The organism is Serratia plymuthica NBRC 102599 (assembly GCF_001590925.1).
GTDB classification, from domain to species: Bacteria; Pseudomonadota; Gammaproteobacteria; order Enterobacterales; family Enterobacteriaceae; genus Serratia; species Serratia plymuthica.
On record NZ_BCTU01000001.1, the window covers coordinates 121,717 to 135,637 of the forward strand.

Annotated in this window: 13 protein-coding genes and 2 pseudogenes; 13 read left to right on the forward strand and 2 right to left on the reverse strand. The window is 60.0% G+C overall.

Going from position 1 to position 13,921, the window contains the following annotated elements; genetic code table 11:
* Positions 1 to 27 precede the first annotated feature (27 nt).
* Positions 28 to 1,506, forward strand: a complete 1,479-nt coding sequence (locus tag SPL01S_RS00500; RefSeq protein ID WP_013813770.1) for an amino acid permease — start codon at positions 28 to 30, stop codon at positions 1,504 to 1,506.
* 91 nt (positions 1,507 to 1,597) lie between these two features.
* Here SPL01S_RS00500 and SPL01S_RS00505 read toward each other — a convergent pair whose 3' ends face one another.
* Entirely contained in the window at positions 1,598 to 2,695 is a 1,098-nt protein-coding gene (locus SPL01S_RS00505) for a GGDEF domain-containing protein (RefSeq protein ID WP_063196886.1), read from the reverse strand.
* A 357-nt stretch (positions 2,696 to 3,052) separates the two neighbouring features.
* Between SPL01S_RS00505 and SPL01S_RS00510 the strand changes: the two genes are divergently transcribed.
* Both SPL01S_RS00510 and SPL01S_RS00515 read left to right on the forward strand, forming a co-directional pair.
* Positions 3,053 to 4,135 (forward strand): FecCD family ABC transporter permease, encoded by a 1,083-nt coding sequence (locus SPL01S_RS00510; RefSeq protein ID WP_062868046.1) that lies wholly within the window; start codon positions 3,053 to 3,055, stop codon positions 4,133 to 4,135.
* Complete coding sequence (locus SPL01S_RS00515; RefSeq protein WP_063196888.1) at positions 4,132 to 4,920, forward strand: ABC transporter ATP-binding protein; 789 nt, start codon at positions 4,132 to 4,134, stop codon at positions 4,918 to 4,920. The genes SPL01S_RS00510 and SPL01S_RS00515 overlap by 4 nt, the downstream gene beginning before the upstream one ends.
* 118 nt (positions 4,921 to 5,038) lie before the next feature.
* On the opposite strand, the pseudogene SPL01S_RS00520 reads toward SPL01S_RS00515, so the two are convergent.
* A pseudogene (locus SPL01S_RS00520) lies at positions 5,039 to 5,404 on the reverse strand (TonB-dependent receptor domain-containing protein); the annotation flags it as partial.
* 1 nt (position 5,405) lies between these two features.
* On the opposite strand from SPL01S_RS00520, the pseudogene SPL01S_RS25580 reads away from it, so the two are divergent.
* The 10 genes and pseudogenes from SPL01S_RS25580 to SPL01S_RS00565 form a co-directional block, all read left to right on the forward strand.
* A pseudogene (locus SPL01S_RS25580) lies at positions 5,406 to 5,588 on the forward strand ([citrate (pro-3S)-lyase] ligase); the annotation flags it as partial.
* Between the two features lie 105 nt (positions 5,589 to 5,693).
* The gene (gene citD, locus SPL01S_RS00525) at positions 5,694 to 6,002 is read left to right on the forward strand and encodes a citrate lyase acyl carrier protein (RefSeq protein ID WP_004946813.1); all 309 of its coding nucleotides are present in this window, start codon (positions 5,694 to 5,696) and stop codon (positions 6,000 to 6,002) included.
* Positions 5,986 to 6,906, forward strand: coding sequence for a citrate (pro-3S)-lyase subunit beta (citE, locus tag SPL01S_RS00530; protein WP_063196893.1), 921 nt, complete (start codon positions 5,986 to 5,988; stop codon positions 6,904 to 6,906). Before citD ends, citE begins: the two co-directional genes overlap by 17 nt.
* A complete protein-coding gene (gene citF / locus SPL01S_RS00535; protein ID WP_063196895.1) occupies positions 6,906 to 8,411 on the forward strand; it encodes a citrate lyase subunit alpha in 1,506 nt (501 codons plus the stop codon). The genes citE and citF overlap by 1 nt, the downstream gene beginning before the upstream one ends.
* A 4-nt stretch (positions 8,412 to 8,415) precedes the next feature.
* Positions 8,416 to 8,964, forward strand: coding sequence for a citrate lyase holo-[acyl-carrier protein] synthase (gene citX / locus SPL01S_RS00540; protein ID WP_063196898.1), 549 nt, complete (start codon positions 8,416 to 8,418; stop codon positions 8,962 to 8,964).
* A complete protein-coding gene (gene citG / locus SPL01S_RS00545) occupies positions 8,945 to 9,826 on the forward strand; it encodes a triphosphoribosyl-dephospho-CoA synthase CitG (RefSeq protein WP_063197218.1) in 882 nt (293 codons plus the stop codon). Before citX ends, citG begins: the two co-directional genes overlap by 20 nt.
* Before the next feature lie 29 nt (positions 9,827 to 9,855).
* Positions 9,856 to 11,319 (forward strand): anion permease, encoded by a 1,464-nt coding sequence (locus SPL01S_RS00550; protein ID WP_062867966.1) that lies wholly within the window; start codon positions 9,856 to 9,858, stop codon positions 11,317 to 11,319.
* Between the two features lie 143 nt (positions 11,320 to 11,462).
* Positions 11,463 to 12,692, forward strand: a complete 1,230-nt coding sequence (agp, locus tag SPL01S_RS00555) for a bifunctional glucose-1-phosphatase/inositol phosphatase (protein ID WP_063196900.1) — start codon at positions 11,463 to 11,465, stop codon at positions 12,690 to 12,692.
* Positions 12,693 to 12,807: 115 nt separating this feature from the next.
* A complete protein-coding gene (locus SPL01S_RS00560; RefSeq protein ID WP_062792369.1) occupies positions 12,808 to 13,098 on the forward strand; it encodes a nucleotidyltransferase family protein in 291 nt (96 codons plus the stop codon).
* 58 nt (positions 13,099 to 13,156) lie between these two features.
* Positions 13,157 to 13,909, forward strand: a complete 753-nt coding sequence (locus SPL01S_RS00565; protein ID WP_081113133.1) for a 4'-phosphopantetheinyl transferase family protein — start codon at positions 13,157 to 13,159, stop codon at positions 13,907 to 13,909.
* Positions 13,910 to 13,921 lie beyond the last annotated feature (12 nt).

Here is a 13,921-nt window from a genome sequence, read left to right on the forward strand (position 1 = left end):
ATTTTTTGACGAGCAGATAGGGTAAGAATGGCTCAGCAGGATATAAAAACATCGGGGCAGCAAGCACCCGGATTGCGCCGCGAGCTGAAAGCGCGGCACTTAACCATGATCGCTATTGGTGGCTCAATCGGCACCGGCCTGTTCGTCGCCTCCGGCGCCACTGTCTCTCAGGCTGGTCCAGGCGGGGCTCTGCTGTCTTATGCGTTGATCGGTCTGATGGTCTACTTCCTGATGACCAGCCTGGGCGAACTGGCGGCCTTTATGCCGGTGTCCGGTTCGTTCTCCACCTACGGCGCCAAATACGTAGAAGAAGGTTTTGGTTTCGCGCTGGGCTGGAACTACTGGTACAACTGGGCGGTGACCATCGCCGTTGACCTGGTGGCTTCGCAGTTGGTGATGACCTACTGGTTCCCGGATGCGCCGGGCTGGATCTGGAGCGCGCTGTTCCTCGGCCTGATGTTCCTGTTGAACTACATTTCGGTCAAAGGCTTCGGTGAAGCGGAATACTGGTTCTCGCTGATCAAAGTCACCACCGTCATTATCTTTATCGGCATTGGCGTGCTGATGATCTTCGGCATTCTGAAGGGCGGCGAGCACGCCGGCTGGCAGAACTGGACTATCGGCGATGCGCCCTTTGCCGGTGGTTTCTCGGCGATGATAGGCGTGGCGATGATCGTCGGCTTCTCGTTCCAGGGGACCGAGCTTATCGGTATCGCGGCCGGCGAATCGGAAAACCCGGGCAAAAACATCCCGCGCGCGGTGCGCCAGGTGTTCTGGCGTATCCTGCTGTTCTATATCTTTGCAATCCTGATTATCAGCCTGATCATTCCTTATACCGATCCAAGCCTGCTGCGTAACGACGTAAAAGACATCAGCGTCAGCCCGTTCACGCTGGTATTCCAGCATGCCGGCCTGTTGTCGGCGGCGGCGGTAATGAACGCGGTGATCCTGACGGCGGTGTTGTCCGCCGGTAACTCTGGCATGTACGCTTCTACCCGCATGCTGTTTACCTTGGCATCGGAAGGCAAAGCGCCGCGCATTTTCGCCAAACTGTCGAAGGGTGGGGTGCCGCGCAATGCGCTGTACGCGACCACCGTGGTGGCGGGCCTGTGTTTTCTGAGCTCGATGTTCGGTAACCAGTCGGTTTATCTGTGGCTGCTGAACACCTCGGGCATGACCGGCTTTATCGCGTGGTTGGGGATAGCCATCAGCCACTACCGGTTCCGCCGCGGCTATATGATTCAGGGGCGTGACCTGAACGATCTGCCGTACCGTTCCGGCTTCTTCCCGCTGGGCCCGATCTTTGCCTTTGTCCTGTGCCTGATCATTACGCTGGGACAGAACTACCAGGCGTTCCTGCAAGACCGGATCGACTGGTACGGCGTGACCGCGACTTATATCGGCCTGCCGCTGTTCCTGGTGATCTGGTTCGGCTACAAGCTGACGCGCGGCACCCGCGTGGTGAAGTACAGCGAGATGGAATTCCCGAAAATGGACGTGAAATAACGCCAGTCTGCACCTTGTGAATGCCCGGTTGCAGCCAACAGTGCTGCAACCGGGCAGACAACGAGTATGAAACGCGGTGTCTCTCGCCGCGTTATTCCTTCGTATTTATCGCCAGCGCTTGCTGCGCCGCCGCCATCAGGTTGTCCACCGTTTGATAATCCTGAGTTAACGCCAACGCCCCGGCGTTCAACTGCAACGTCACCTCACCGAAAACACCAAAGACATACGGCGCTTCCAGCGGCGGCATGATGCGCGCCAGAAACTCCCCTTCGGAGCCGTAAGGCAAATCGTGCACCAGGATCAGAAACTGGCCGCCGGTATAACGGCTGACAAAATCGCTTGGACGAATCAGCATTTTCAGGCGCTCGCCGATAGTGCGCAGCACGTCATCGCCGATCAGCACGCCGTGGCTTTGATACAGCGCCGCCAGCGGAGTGAATTCAATAATAAAGAGGTGCGAAAGCGGGTGTGCCGTTGCCGATGGCCGGCAAATCTCTTGCATCACGGCTTCACCCCCCGCGCGGTTGAGAAAACCGGTCAGATGATCGCGATGAGCCGCTTTTCGTTTTTCGCCTGTCAGCGTGACGTACTGCACCAACTGGCGATGGTAGAGCGCGATCACCCCATGAGCCAGCAGTAGCCACAGCGGGATGATATTCGCCAGCAAAAACAGGTTCTGCATGCGTGACAGCGGTGCGGCCAGCAGGTAAGGCAGCGTCAGCAGCATGACCTCCAGCAGGGCAAAGCGGGGCGCTGCGGCATGGCGCTGCATCAGCCAGAAGGCCAGCGCGGTAATCAACAGGCCGGCGAACAGGACTAGCACCATGCGGCCGGAAAGCATGGCCAGCAGCGCAATGGCGCCGACTAGCGCCGACCACAGCAGCACCGTCACCAGCATGGCATTCGGCCAGACGGGCGGCGTGACGCGAGCCAGCCACCAGCGTATGCCGGTCAACCCAAGCAGCAGCACCAGCAGCGCGGCGCCGATCGCCATATTGCTCAGCCAGGCGTAGGCCAACAGCAGCACGACTACACCGGCGGCGTTCAGCCAAGGGGTTCGGGGAGAAGGGACAAGCGTAAGCCGTAGTTGGTGTTGGAACTGGGCGTCATCAGCCTGTTGTGGACCTTGTACCAGCCAGTGCAGCAGGGCGGGTCTTTTAGGCGTTAACGTGGATGGTCGACTTCTCATGGCTGCCTCTTCAATAAGGGCCTAAGCAGTAGGTCCTAAATATCCGGCCAGGCGTGGTTGACGCGCCGTTGACCGGTCAGGATTTGGATTCTAGGTGGTTTTGTCGCAATTTGTCACAGCGCTGCGTGGGGCGATGAAACTTTCGGAATTATTAACCCTGCTCAGCAGAATGAGGTTGTTGCTGCTGCTTGGTGAATACCCTTTAAAAATAATGTTTTACATCTCAACATGGCAGGTAATAGCTATTGATATGATTGATAAGTATTATCGTTTGCTTTATTGTTAGCGGCTGCTTGTCAGGGTAAAGCGGCCGTTTGCATGCCGCTATGGTCATTGTCGTAACAGGTATCCGAAATAATGAGCGTATCCACCGAACCTATGTCTGACGACAAGGGGCAACCCGGCGTCAACGTCATGGGGCGTTATCAACATATTCTTCGCCACCGTTTATTGATGATGGGGGTGTTGGCACTGGCGATTGTTGGTTCGCTGCTGCTGGATTTTACCATGGGGCCATCCGGGCTCTCACTGTCCTCCCTGTGGCAAACGCTGATTGACCCTGCGGCGGCAGATGCCGGAACGCGAGTGATCGTGTGGGATATCCGCCTGCCTTACGCGCTGATGGCGGTGGTGGTGGGGTTTGCGCTGGGTTTGGCCGGCGCGGAAATGCAGACCATCCTGAACAACCCGCTTGCCAGCCCGTTCACTCTCGGCGTTTCTTCCGCTGCGGCTTTCGGGGCGGCGTTGGCTATCGTGCTGGGTATTGGCGTGCCGGGCATTCCGGACCAGTGGTTTATTTCCGCCAACGCGTTTGTTTTTGCCCTGTTTGCCGCACTGATGCTCGACGGCATCACGCGCTGGACACGGGTTGCCACCTCCGGCGTCGTGCTGTTCGGTATTGCGCTGGTGTTCACCTTTAACGCACTGGTTTCAATGATGCAGTTTATCGCCAGCGAAGACACGCTGCAGGGGCTGGTGTTCTGGACCATGGGCAGCCTGGCGCGCGCTTCATGGGACAAGTTGGGCATCCTGCTGGGCGTGTTCGCCGTGCTGTTGCCATTGTCGATGATGAGCTCCTGGAAGCTGACCGCGCTGCGGTTGGGCGAGGATCGGGCGGTGAGCTTCGGTATCGACGTGCGTCGCCTGCGCCTCACGACCCTGTTGCGCATCAGTATTCTTTCCGCGCTGGCGGTGGCCTTTGTCGGCCCTATCGGTTTTATCGGCCTGGTGGCACCGCACATCGCCCGCATGATTTTCGGTGAGGATCACCGTTTCTATCTGCCGGCCAGCGCCCTGATTGGCGCGCTGGTGTTGTCGATGGCTTCAGTCGCCTCGAAAAACCTGATCCCGGGCATTATCATTCCGGTCGGCATAGTGACGTCACTGGTGGGCGTGCCGTTCTTCCTGAGCATTATTCTGCGTCATCGGGGGAATGTATGAGTCAGGGATTGCGTATTGAGCATTTTTCCACCGGTTATCCAAAGCGCCAGGTTATTCGCGATCTTGCCGTGCCGATGTTGCCGCGCGGGCAAATCACCGTGTTGCTGGGGCCGAATGGCAGCGGCAAATCGACGCTGCTGCGTTCTCTGGCCGGGCTGAACCCGGCGCAGGGGCAGCTGTGGCTGGATGACATCGATTTGATGCAACTGCCCTTTGCCCGTCGCGCGGAAAAAGTGGTGTATCTGCCACAGTCGCTACCTGCGGGGGTGCATTTGCACGTGCTGGAGTCGATCATCGTAGCGCAACGCGCTTCGGGTGGCCGCAGCAACGCCGGCAGTGAGGCGGAGGTCATGGCCCTGCTGGCGCAGCTCGGTATCGACCATTTGGCGCTGAGCTATCTCGATCAGCTTTCCGGCGGCCAGAAACAGTTGGTGGGATTGGCGCAATCGCTGATCCGCCAGCCTTCGCTGTTGCTGCTGGACGAACCGCTGAGCGCACTTGATCTCAACTACCAATTCCACGTGATGGATTTGGTGCGTAAAGAGACGCGTAAACGCAATATCATCACGGTGGTGGTGGTGCATGACATCAATATCGCTCTGCGGCATGGCGACCACGTGTTGATGCTGCAGGATGGCGAGTTGATTGCCGACGGTACGCCGGAAGAGGTGATCACGCCGCAAAGCCTGGCGAGAGTCTACGGCGTGCGCGGGCGCATCGAGCGTTGTTCGCACGGGACGCCGCAGGTGCTGATCGACGGTTTGGTTAACCAGCCGGTGATCTGAAAGATTACTGCGTTTTGAAAGCCAGCTATTTTGACAACCAAAAGGCCCGGTGTCGTACAGATACCGGGCCTTTCTGTTTTAGCGTTTTGAGCGCGCAACGTGCGCGCCCCTATTGGCATCAGAAGTTGTACGTCATGCCGACGGTGTAGCGGCGGCCGTCCAGCGTGGTGTTGTAGTTATCGTAATCGACGGTTTTGTCGAGAATGTTGTAAACCCCGCCGGTGATCGTCAGGTCTTTATTCGCCTGGTAGCTGAGGCCGGCGTCAACAAAGGTATACGAAGGCGTGCTCTTGGCCATTGAGGTACGGCTCAGGTATTCCGATGTCTTGCTGCGGAAGTTGACGCGTGACCACAGGCTGACGTCATGGGTAGCCTGCCAGTCCAGTACGGTATTGACCATGTGCTTCGGCATCTGGTTCAGCGCCTTGCCCTGGAACTCGCCGCTTTTTTGCTCTGACGAGGTGAAGGTGTAGTTGGTGTTCCACGCCTCCTGGGTGCGCAAGCTGCTGGCGGCGGGTGATTTCCACGCTGCCGCGCCGTTGGTACCGCCAGACACCCTTTATTACCTGCAAGATTTGCAAACGCAGCGCCGGGTCAAACCGGCGGCCAAACCCTTTGGTTTACTGCCCAAGCCCGTTATTAGGGAGAGCGTGCCGAAGGGGTCGTAACGGCTTTGGCCGTCGGAGCGCCCCTCGGTGCGCTAGGCCCGGGTATCTCGGGCGTGAAGACCATTTTGTGATTAAACCCTTTGTATCCGCACAATCAGGTGAACGATGAAAATTATCCGAGAAGCAATGGCCGGCACGCTGGAATCCAGCGATGTCATGGTGCGCATCGCACCCGCCGAGGGGCCGGAGCACGATCTGCTGATCGCCAGCAGCGTGGAAAAACAGTTCGGCCAAGCCATCCGCCACACGTTGCTCGAGGTGCTGCAGCGTTATCAGGTGGAGCCGGTGCAGGTGATGGTGGACGACAAAGGCGCGCTCGACTGCGTGCTGCGCGCCCGGCTGGAAACCGCACTGATGCGCGCCAGCGACAATGGCCAACTGCCGTGGGGGGCCTGCGATGAAAACGCTGAATAAACACCGCGTGCGCCGCAGCATGCTGTTCGTTCCCGGTGCCAATGCGGCCATGGTGAGCAACGCCTTTATCTATCAGGCCGATGCACTGATGTTCGATCTGGAAGACTCGGTGATCCTGCGTGAAAAAGACGCGGCGCGGCGGTTGGTGTACCACGCGCTGCAACATCCTTTGTACCGGGAAGTGGAAACCATAGTGCGGGTCAACGCGCTGGATTCCGCCTACGGGCTGGCGGATCTCCAGGCGGTGGTGCGCGGCGGGGCGGATATCGTGCGCCTGCCGAAAACCGACAGCGCGCAGGACGTGGTGGAGATGGAACGCGAGATAGCCGCCATCGAAGCCGACTGCGGCCGCCCGGTCGGCAGCACCGGCCTGCTGGCGGCGATTGAATCGGCGGCGGGCATCACCCACGCGGTGGCGATTGCCCATGCCTCGCCGCGCCTGATCGGCATTGCTCTGGGCGCGGAAGACTACGTGCGCAACCTGCGCACCGAGCGTTCGCCAGAGGGCATCGAACTGCTGTTTGCACGCTGCTCGCTGTTGCAGGCGGCGCGGGCCGCCGGCATTCAGGCGTTCGATACCGTGTATTCCGACGCCAACAACGAAGCCGGATTCCTCCAGGAAGCGACGCTGATCAAACAGCTCGGTTTCGACGGCAAATCCCTGATCAATCCCCGGCAGATCGAACTGCTGCACAACCTGTATGCGCCGACCGCCAAAGAGGTGGCCCATGCCCAGCGCGTGGTGGACGCCGCCGCAGCGGCAGAGCAGGAAGGGCGCGGGGTGGTGTCGCTCAACGGCAAAATGGTCGACAGCCCGGTGATTGAACGCGCCCGGCTGGTCTTGCAACGCGCAGCGCTTTCCGGCATCCGCGAAGAGCCGGTTCAGCAGGGAGAAGAAGCATAATGAAACGTCAACAACGACTGATGCCCTTGAATATCCTGGCGGACCTGCGTTGCTATCAGGATGCCTCCAAGGCCAATCAACAGGCCCGCAAACCGCGTGATGCTAAACGCTGTGACTCGCTGGAACAGGCGGTGCAACGCAGTGGGTTACAGGACGGCATGACCATCTCCTTCCACCATGCGTTTCGCGGCGGTGATCTGGCGCTGAATCAGGTGATGGAGACGCTGGCGGCGATGGGGTTCCGCAACCTGACGCTGGCCTCAAGCTCGCTAAGCGAATGCCACGCGCCGCTGGTCGACCACATTCGTCACGGGGTTGTGAGCCGCCTCTATACGTCGGGCCTGCGCGGTCCGTTGGCGGAAGCGATCTCGCGCGGCCTGCTGGCCGAACCGGTACAAATCCATTCCCACGGTGGCCGGGTCAACCTGATCGAGTCCGGCGAGTTGAAGATTGACGTTGCCTTCCTCGGTGTACCGGCCTGCGATGATTTCGGCAATGCCAACGGTTACAGCGGCGAAGCCTGCTGCGGCTCGCTCGGCTATGCCAAAGTGGATGCCGACGCGGCGGGCACCGTGGTGTTGTTAACCGAATCGATAGTGCCTTATCCGCACCATCCGGCCAGCCTGGCGCAGGATCGGGTGGATCTGATCGTACAACTGCCGCGGGTGGGGGACTCCGACAAGATTGGTGCCGACGCCACGCGCATGACCTCCAACCCGCGTGAGCTGCTGATTGCTCGCCGCGCCGCCGAGGTGATTGCCGGGTCCGGCTACTTTACCGAAGGTTTCTCGCTGCAAACCGGCACCGGCGGCGCTTCGTTGGCGGTGACGCGTTTTCTGGAAGACAAAATGCGTGCACGCGGCATTCGCGCCGGTTTCGCCCTTGGCGGCATCACCTCGACCATGGTGGATCTGCATGAAAAAGGGCTGATCGGCCGGCTGATGGACGTGCAGAGCTTTGACCGCGTGGCGGCGATGTCTTTGGCGCGTAATCCCAACCACATTGAGATCAGTGCCAACCAATACGCCAACTTCAGCTCGAAGGGGGCCACGGTCGACAGGCTCGACGTGGTGGTGCTGAGCGCGCTGGAGATCGACACCGATTTTAACGTCAACGTACTGACCGGCTCCGATGGCGTGCTGCGCGGCGCTTCCGGCGGCCACTGCGACACCGCGGCGGCGGCGCGGCTGGCGATCATCGTGGCGCCGCTGGTGCGCGGGCGCATTCCGACGCTGGTGGAGCAGGTGACCACCTGCGTGACCCCGGGTTTCAGCATCGACATTTTGGTTACCGATCACGGTATTGCCGTCAACCCGACACGCCCGGAGCTGGCGCAGCGGTTGCAGGAGGCCGGTTTGCCGGTGGTCGATATCGACTGGCTGCGCCGCCGCGCGTTGCTGCTGACCGGCGAGCCTGAGCCGATCGCCTTTACCGATAAGGTGGTGGCGGTGGTGCGTTACCGCGACGGTTCGGTGATCGACGTGGTGCATCAGGTGGCGGAGTAACTCTATGGCTTACGTTGCCCCCGAACTGGCCGCCAACCGCGCCGTAAGCCTGCCGGAGCTGCTCACCAGTCGCGATTGCCGCCAGGCGCGCCAACAGGCATGGCTGGCGCGCCATCAATCCACGCTGCTGGTACTGACGCTGGTGGTGCCCGGTGCGCGAAAAGACAGCGCGTTGACGCGCAACATCTTCAACCTCGGCTGGCAGGCGCTGCAACAGCTATGGCGCGAGCAAGGTTGGCGCTGTCTGCAGGCCGAAACGCTGGCGCTCGCCACCGGCTGCGAAGGTTTTCTGGCATTGCAGGCCGATGCCCAGCGGGTGAAGGACTGCGCCTTGCAGTTAGAGGTGCAACAGCCGATTGGCCGGCTGTGGGATATCGACGTGCTGGATACCCAGGGGCGTATTTTGTCGCGGCGCGATCTGGGGCTGGCGGAACGTCGCTGCCTGTTGTGCGGCCAGCCGGCCAAACTGTGCGCCCGCCAACGGCGGCACGACAGCGAACAGCTGCTGCAGCAAATGGAAAGGATGCTCAATGATGCGCTCTCAGCCCGTTAAGCCTGCCAGGCGTGCGCCGCAAACGGCGGCACAGGATTTCGCCCGTACCGCCTACCGCGCACTGCTGGTGGAAGTGAACCTCACGCCCAAACCGGGGCTGGTGGATCGCCATAACAACGGCGCTCACCGGGATATGAACCTCGGCCACTTTTATCGCAGTGCCCGCGCCATCGGCATCTGGCTGCCGCGTTTTATCCAACAGGGTTGCGACGATGCGGCACGCCCGGCCGACGAACAGCTGTTGCGGCTGCGCCCGCTGGGCCTGGCCTGCGAAAACCATATGTTTCGGGCCACCGGCGGCGTCAACACCCATAAAGGCAGCGTGTTTTCCCTCGGCCTGCTGTGCGCCGCTTTTGGCCGCCGTTATCAGCAGCAAAAGAAGATCGATGCCGCAACGCTGTGCGCCGAGGTGGCGGCCATGTGTCGTGGGTTGGTGGCGCGCGAGCTGCAAACCCGCAACGCATTGCAGACCGCCGGCCAGCGCTTGTTTGCTGAACATGGTCTGAGCGGCGCACGCGGCGAGGCGGAGTCCGGCTTTGAGCGGGTGATCAACGGCGCGCTGCCGTTCTACCGACAACGGCTGAAGGCGGGCTGCGATGAGCAGACGGCGCTGATGGACAGCCTGCTGTGGCTGATGGCCCACAACCAGGACACCAACGTCGCTTCGCGCGGCGGCCTGGCCGGGCTGTGCTGGTTGCAACGGCGTGCCGACGGGCTGTTGGCGCAGGGCGGGGCGCAGGGCGCACGGGGCAGGCAACGCCTGCGGCAGTTCGACGCCGACTGCATCCTTCGCCACCTCAGCCCTGGCGGCAGCGCCGATCTGTTGATCGTCACCTGGCTGCTGGCGCAATTACCGAACTAAAAACAATAACCCTTCTTCAGGAGAGTTTTATGTCTCAAACCCAGGAAAAAATCTGGAAAGCGATAGTGCCGCTGCTGGTGCTCGCGATCCTGCTGTTGATACCCACGCCCGACGGCATGCCGCCGCAGGCCTGGCGCTATTTCGCCATCTTTGTGGCGATGATTGTCGGCATGATCCTGGAGCCGATCCCGGCTACCGCCATCAGCTTTATCGCCGTGACTCTCAGCGTGCTCAGCGCCAACTGGGTGCTGTTTGGCGCGCAGGAACTGGCGGAACCGGGTTTCAAGGCCGGTAAAGAGGCGTTGAAGTGGGGGCTGGCGGGCTTCTCCAGCACCACCGTCTGGCTGGTATTCGGCGCGTTCATCTTTGCGCTGGGCTACGAGGCCACCGGGCTTGGGCGGCGTATCGCGTTGTTCCTGGTGAAGTTTATGGGCAAGCGTACCCTGACGCTCGGCTACGCGGTGGTGATCATCGATATCCTGCTGGCGCCGTTTACCCCGTCCAACACCGCACGCACCGGCGGCACGGTGTTCCCGGTGGTGAAAAACCTGCCGCCGCTGTTTGACTCCTTCCCCAACGACCCTTCGTCGCGGCGTATTGGCGGCTACCTGATGTGGATGATGGTGGTCGGCACCAGCATCAGCTCGTCGATGTTCGTCACCGGCGCGGCACCCAACGTGTTGGGGATTGAGTTTGTCGGCAAAATCGCCGGGGTGCACATCAGCTGGATGCAGTGGTTCCTGGCCTTCCTGCCGGTCGGGCTGTTGCTGCTGATTGTCGCGCCGTTGATTTCCTATTACCTGTACAAACCGGGCGTGACCCACAGCAGCGAAGTGGCTGCCTGGGCCAATACCGCGCTGGGTGAAATGGGCAAGCTGACGCGCAAGGAGTGGACCTTGATTGGCCTGGTGCTGTTCAGCCTGAGCCTGTGGGTGTTCGGCGGCAAGTTGTTGGACGCCACCACGGTCTGCCTGCTGGCGGTCTCGCTGATGCTGGCGCTGCACGTGGTGTCGTGGAAGGACATCACCAAATACTCCAGCGCCTGGAACACGCTGGTTAACCTGGCGACGTTGGTGGTGATGGCCAACGGCCTGACGCGCTCCGGCTTTATCGACTGGTTCGCCCAGACCATGAGCACCCACCTGGACGGCTTCTCGCCGAACATGACGGTGGTGGCGCTGGTGCTGGTGTTCTACTTCGCCCACTACCTGTTCGCCAGCCTGTCGGCGCATACCGCCACCCTGTTGCCGGTGATCCTGGCGGTCGGCAAAGGGCTGCCTGGCGTGCCGTTAGAGCAACTTTCGATGCTGCTGGTGTTGTCGATCGGCATCATGGGCGTACTGACGCCGTACGCCACCGGGCCGGGGGTGATTATCTACGGCTGCGGCTACGTGAAATCGAAAGATTACTGGCGGATGGGCGGCATTCTCGGCGTGGTGTATATCGCCGCGCTGCTGTTGATCGGCTGGCCTATCCTGCGTTTGTGGTATTAAGTTGCCTGCGGCCATCTCTCGATGGCCGCTTGTCGGATCCTCTCCCCGTGATACTCGTCACACACTTCACCGGATAACCTCTCCATCATAGCGAGGCGAAAGCTAACATATTCAAAATAATCACTTTCCTGGAGCCTCTGCGGATGAGAAGAAAAACGTTATTGCTGTGCTTGCCCTTATTGTTGACCGGGAATGCCCTGGCGGACACCAACGACTATCAGCTGGAACAGGTGCTGCTGATGAGCCGCCACAACCTGCGTGCGCCGCTGGCCAATAACGGCAGCGTGCTGGCGCAATCTACCCCCAAAGCCTGGCCGGCCTGGGATACGCCGGGTGGCCTGTTGACCACCAAGGGCGGGGTGCTGGAAGTGTATATGGGCCACTATTTCAACGAGTGGCTCAAGCAGACCGGCGTATTGCCGCAGGAAGGCTGCCCGGCCGCCGGCAGCGTTTACGTTTACGCCAACAGCCTGCAACGCACGGTCGCGACTGCGCAGTTCTTTACCAACGGCGCGTTCCCCGGCTGCGACATCAGCGTGCACCACCAGGAAAAAATGGGGGAGATGGATCCCACCTTCAACCCGATCATCACCGACAACAGCGAAGCCTTCAATCAACAGGCGCTGGGGGCGATGAATACCGAACTGGCCTCGCTGAAGCTGGATGCTGCCTACAAACAACTGGCGAAAATCATCGATTACCAAGCGTCCAGCGCCTGTAAAACCGACAAGCACTGCGATCTGACCAAAGAAGCCAGCAAGATGAGCGCGGTGCCGGGTAAAGAGCCGGGCGTCGCCGGCCCGCTGCGGGTGGGCAACTCGCTGGTGGACGCCTTCATGCTGCAATATTACGAAGGCTTCCCGATGAAGGACGTGGCCTGGGGCAAAATCACCACGCCGCAGCAGTGGAAACAGCTGGCACAGTTGAAAGACGGTTACCAGGATTCGCTGTTCACCTCGCCGGTGGTGGCGCAGAACGTCGCCAAACCGCTGCTGACCTACATCAACGGCGCCTTGATTGGCGAACGCAAACCGGACGCGCCGAAGGTGACGGTGCTGGTGGGCCATGACTCCAACATCGCTTCGCTGCTGTCGGCGATGCGCTTCAAGCCTTATCAGCTGCCGCACCAGTATGAGAAAACGCCGATTGGCGGCAAACTGGTGTTCCAGCGCTGGCACGATAAGAAAAACGATCGCGACCTGCTGAAGATTGAGTACGTCTACCAGTCTGCGGACCAACTGCGCAATGCCAATCCGCTGACGCTGAAAACGCCGCCGCAGCGCGTGACGCTGGCGCTGGAAGGTTGCCCGGTGGATAAACAGGGTTTCTGTGCCTGGAGCGATTTCGAAAAAACCATGAAAGATATTCTGTAATCTCATCGAACCTCTCCCTCGGCTGTGGGGAGAGGTAACCGCACGAGCGATTACGCTTGAAACACCCCAGCCAATCACCTAGCATTTCAATAAGTTTTGCTGAGAGGATTAATCGATGCGGCCATCAATTGTACTTGCTGAAAAACGTCACGCCGTTCGTGAGGTGGTGGGGCTGTTTCATACTGAAAATCCACGTATCTTTGGTTCTGTACTTCATGGAACCGACAGAGACGGCAGCGATCTTGATCTGTTGGTTGATGCATTACCCGGCGCAACGCTATTTGATTTAGGTGGCTTGCAGGCTGAACTTGAGGCTTTGCTGGGTATTCAGGTCGATTTATTGACGCCAACCGATTTGCCGGCCAAATTCCGAGCCAAGGTTCTGGCCGAGGCGCAACCGGTATGAGCGAGAACCGGCTTGGCGGAATTATTATCCCAGTTGCATGCTTTGCGTTATGACACCGATGACAACACCTGAAGTGCCTGAATTTTCATCGCTGCACACTCACCCTGGACGACAAGTGTTCTCTTCTTTTATCCCCACCATAGAATGGCTGAACCTGGACGGTTATCCGGGGCAGGTCGCCCGTTGCCGCTTTTCCCTGGCGGACTATCAGGACCGCTGTTTCGGCGACGCCGGTATGGCGATCCCCGATCATCTGGCGCGTGCTGTGCCGAAGCGGCGGGCGGAGTATCTGGCCGGGCGTTATCTGGCGCGGGCATTGCTGGCGCCGTTGGGGTTTGCCGATTTTACCCTGCCGCGGGGAGAAGACCGCGCGCCGCAGTGGCCGCAGGGAATTGCCGGTGCGCTCAGCCATAATGCGGATACTGCGCTGTGCGCGGTGCATCGGGAGAGCGGGCTGGGTGGCGTGGGGCTGGACGTTGAAACGCTGATCCCGGCTGAACGAGCCGAAGAACTGTGGACCGCCATCGTCGGCGAAGAAGAGTGCGCAACGCTGCGCCAGCACCCGCAGGCGTTTAACCAACTGCTGACGATAGCGTTCTCCGCCAAAGAGAGCCTGTTCAAAACCCTTTACCCGCAGGTGGGTTGCTACTTTGATTTTCTCGATGCGCGTATGGTGGCGATAGATACGCGACAGCGGACCTTTGAACTGGAACTGCTTAAGCCACTCACGGCGCATTGCCACGCCGGCCGCCGTTTTAGCGGGTGTTACTGGCATGAAAGTGACGATGTAACTACGTTTATCTATTTATAAATCAATTAAATA